Origin of the sequence: Polaribacter sp., assembly GCF_965660385.1 — a bacterium.
Lineage (GTDB): Bacteria > Bacteroidota > Bacteroidia > Flavobacteriales > Flavobacteriaceae > Polaribacter.
Genome location: NZ_CBFHZT010000101.1, coordinates 1 through 4,232, shown reverse-complemented (window position 1 = coordinate 4,232; position 4,232 = coordinate 1). Strand labels below are relative to the sequence as shown.

Here is a 4,232-nt window from a genome sequence, read left to right as displayed (position 1 = left end):
TGCTGGGGCTTCTGCATATTCTAGAGATATCGATTTTGAGCGTTTTAGAGTGATAGCAGATTCAGTTGGAGCAATTTTAATGGCAGATATTTCTCATCCATCAGGAATGATAGCAAAAGGTATTTTAAACGATCCTTTGCCTCATTGCCATATTGTAACGACAACAACTCACAAAACATTGCGTGGTCCAAGAGGTGGAATGATTATGATGGGACAAGATTTTGATAATCCTTTTGGGGAAACTTTAAAAAGTGGAAAACCTAAAAAAATGTCAATGTTGTTAAATTCTGCGGTTTTTCCTGGAAATCAAGGGGGGCCTTTAGAACATGTGATTGCTGCAAAAGCCATTGCTTTTGGTGAGGCATTAACCGATGAATTTTTAGAATATCAAATTCAAGTGAAAGAAAATGCGGCTGCAATGGCTGCAGAATTTGTAGCTAAAGGTTATGATTTAATTTCGGGTGGAACAGACAATCATTGTATGTTAATCGATTTAAGAAACAAGAATATTTCTGGTAAAGATGCAGAAATTGCTTTAGGAAAGGCAGATATTACTGTTAATAAAAATATGGTACCTTTTGATGATAAAAGTCCGTTTGTAACTTCTGGAATTAGAGTAGGAACACCTGCAATTACTACAAGAGGTTTAAAAACTGAAGATATGAAAGCTGTTGTTAATTTTATTGATGAAGCGATTCAAAATGCAGCTAATGACGAAGCTTTGCATGAAATTGGTGAACGCGTTGCAGATATGATGGGTTCTCGCAGATTATTTGTGATGTAGATTTTATTTTTTTATGATATAAGAACACCACTTTTAAATGAAGTGGTGTTTTTTTTTGGCGATGATTAAACTAAAAATAATATTATAAAACCTATAATAGAGGTTATAAATGTAGCTAACAATACAGGGCCAATATTTTTATTTAAAATTGTGGTATATTTTGTAATCCCAGCAACTGCAGCAGCAGAAATAATATTAAATAAACAGATCGCATTTCCTAATGATGCTCCATTTAATTGCATGGCTAAAATAATTTCTGTAGATAAACTTAAGTTTTCTGCTGAACTGTATTGAACAGATCCAAAAATAATATTAGAAACTGTGGTGCTACCTGTAATAAATGTACCCATTACACCAATAAATGGACTTATTATAGGGTAAGCATTTCCTGTTTGTGCAAAAAGCTCAGACATGGTAGCGATCATGGATGGCATGGTTGTTCCACTAGATAGCATTAATTGAGTAATACCCAATGAAGGAAACAAAATTAAAAAAATACTTAAGGTTTTATTTAATACTGGTTTGAGCCTCACTTTATAATTTTTACCCAAAAGTGCAGCAAATAGTGCTGCAATGGCAAAAGGAAAAAGTGGAGATCTAAAAGGTAGAAATGAAGCATCAACGTTAGAATTAAACATGTTTTCGAACGATAATTTAAAAGATATTAGGGGTTGAATAGCCGTTATTATTTTTGGAACTAATAGTAAAATCACCAATATACCATAAGGAATCCATGGTTTCCAATCTAATTTTTTATTGGTAAAGAAGAAGAAAAAGGCAAAAGCTCCCATAAAAGTTGCTGCAATAACACCTGTAAGTTCTTTTAGAAAAAAAGATAAAATCACAAAAGGTAAAGCGATGCTTAAATACAATTTCCAACTGTATGCAGAGATTTCTGGATGTTCTTTAACTACAAAACGTTGAATAAAAAATAATAATATGGCACCTGAAACTATCATAAAACAAGATGCATATAAATAAATTTGTTTCACTTGAAGTATTCCTAAATCTAATGAACCTTGAAAACCAGCAATAACAGGTGTACCAATTGCACCAGTAATGGCAAATAAACCATCGATAAGTAATACCACAACAATAGATAAAATTGGTGAGAAACCTAATGAAATTAATAAAAGGGGCACAATTGCTCCTGGTGTACCAAATCCTGCTACACTTTCAAAAAAAGCCGTTAAGAAAAAAGCTAAAAAATAAAATTGAAAACTAGTATTATGATGTGCTTTTTTTAGTGAGCTTTTTATTTTTTCAATAAAACCAACCTCCTCCATATTAGCGTGTAATAATAAGGCTCCAAAAACAATCATTAAAATTGAAATGGTGTTGATAAAAGCAGAAATTAAAGCAGCTGGAAAGGCGATTAATTTACTATCCCAAATAAAAAATAATATCGTGGTTACAATAAAACCCGCATAAATTCCGGCCTTTACACCTTTTAACAAACTTACGAATAGTAGTACTAATATTGGTGTTAAAGATAACACTGAATACAAAATACTCATAAAATAAATGGTTTAATGCAGCTCTTGTAAATATCTTATATCCTATAAAGTTTATCAAATTTTAATACAGAGCTTAATATCGTTCAAAAATAGCATTACTTAAATATTGCTATTATGATAATTATCAACTTATGTAAATAAAAAATAGTAATTATTTGTTATAAAGTTCTTTTCTTAAGTACACCTTAGGGTAACGATTAACAAATTTTTAAAATAAATATCCTTTAGAGTTGGCAGTCATAAAGCTTCTTTTTTTTAAATTTGAAAAAAAACACTAATGGATGCATATTTTATAGCAACAATATTAATTTTTCTTTCTGCAATTTTTGGCTTTATTAATGTTCGTTTTTTAAAATTACCAAATACAATTGGCTTAATGGTAATGACAATTGTGTTTACTCTAGGGGTGTTTTTGTTAAGTTATTTTGATGCTACCTTGTTAAATATTGAAAAATCAATCATTACTAAAATAGATTTTAAAACTGTACTGTTAGATGAGATGTTAAGTTTCTTACTTTTTGCAGGGGCTTTACACACTAATTTTGAGCAGTTAAAAATTCAACGTTGGCCAATACTTTTATTTTCTACATTAGGGGTTTTAACATCTACTTTTTTAGTGGGTGGTGCTATTTTTGTTTTATTAGAATTGTTTAATTTTTCGGCAGATTTTATTTACTGTTTGCTTTTTGGCGCTTTAATTTCTCCTACAGATCCGATAGCTGTTTTAGGAATCTTAAAAAAAGCAGGAGTGCCCAAAAAATTAGAAACTAAAATTGTGGGAGAATCTTTATTTAATGATGGAGTAGGCGTTGTTGTTTTTTTAACTATTTTTCAGATAGCACAATCTGGCATTGATAACGAAACTACGTTTAATGTTTTTAAATTATTTGGACAAGAAGTTGTTGGTGGAGTAGTACTTGGTGGAATTTTGGGTTACCTCTGTTATAAGTTGATGAAAGCCATTGATGATTACGATATTGAAGTAATTATTACTTTGGCAGCAGTTATGGGAGGTACTGTTATTGCGCATAAATTGCATGTTTCTGCACCCTTAGCCATGGTAACCGCTGGTTTAATTGTAGGTAACGATACTGTAAGATCTTCTTCAATGTCTAAAATCACAGAAAAATACGTAGACAAATTTTGGGAATTATTAGATATTCTTTTAAATGCGATACTTTTTGTATTGATTGGTATGGAAATGCTGGTCTTGGTTTTTGAAGGAAAATACATTATTGTTGGGTTAATTGCAATTCCTATAGTGTTACTTTGTAGGTATGTTTCTTTGTTTTTACCTATTAAAATTTTTGCTAAAAAGTTAGAATTTGTACCAAAAACGAATTTAATTATGACTTGGGGAGGTTTACGAGGTGGAATTTCAATTGCTTTGGCATTAGGGTTGTCTACAGAAATGCATCGTGATTTGTTTTTAGTGATTACCTATATTGTGGTGATTTTTTCTATTATAGCTCAAGGGTTAACAGTGGGTAAACTTGTCAATAAATTTAAAGCATAAAAAAAGTACCAAACTTTTAATTTGATACTTTCTTTTTTATGAGATAATTTTTACCAATTTTTTATTTCTTCAGCAATCTCATCTTTTGCTTTTCCATATTTTTCTTGGATTTCTCCAATCAATTTTTCTTTTTCTCCTTCAGCTTTTACTGAATCTTTATTGGTGATTTCTCCATACTTTTCTTGAAATTCACCTTTTATTTGTTTCCATTTTCCTTGATTAGTGTCTGTATTCATAATTTTAATTTTAAATGTTAATATGTATTGCGTTAAAATTCATGATTTATTCATTCTGAATTTTATCTGCAATTTTTTTGTTTGATTTATCTGAAGCAGTATTGGTTTGCTTCTCTAATTCATCTTTATCAACGCCATCTAATCTATTTTTAGAGGCATCTTGATCTTTGTACTCATTA

3 protein-coding genes and 1 pseudogene are annotated in these 4,232 nt (G+C 30.3%); 2 read left to right on the top strand and 2 right to left on the bottom strand.

What is annotated here, in order from left to right:
* A pseudogene (glyA, locus tag ACTG3V_RS15100) lies at positions 1-784 on the top strand (serine hydroxymethyltransferase); the annotation flags it as partial.
* A 65-nt stretch (positions 785-849) separates the two neighbouring features.
* On the opposite strand, the gene ACTG3V_RS15095 reads toward glyA, so the two are convergent.
* Positions 850-2,301 (bottom strand): L-lactate permease, encoded by a 1,452-nt coding sequence (locus ACTG3V_RS15095; protein ID WP_439133004.1) that lies wholly within the window; start codon positions 2,299-2,301, stop codon positions 850-852.
* 277 nt (positions 2,302-2,578) lie between these two features.
* Here ACTG3V_RS15095 and ACTG3V_RS15090 point away from each other — a divergent pair, with 277 nt between their 5' ends.
* A complete protein-coding gene (locus ACTG3V_RS15090) occupies positions 2,579-3,817 on the top strand; it encodes a cation:proton antiporter (protein WP_439133003.1) in 1,239 nt (412 codons plus the stop codon).
* 50 nt (positions 3,818-3,867) lie between these two features.
* On the opposite strand, the gene ACTG3V_RS15085 is transcribed toward ACTG3V_RS15090, so the two are convergent.
* On the bottom strand, positions 3,868-4,053 hold the full coding sequence (locus ACTG3V_RS15085) for a CsbD family protein (protein ID WP_439133002.1): 186 nt from the start codon (positions 4,051-4,053) through the stop codon (positions 3,868-3,870).
* Positions 4,054-4,232 lie beyond the last annotated feature (179 nt).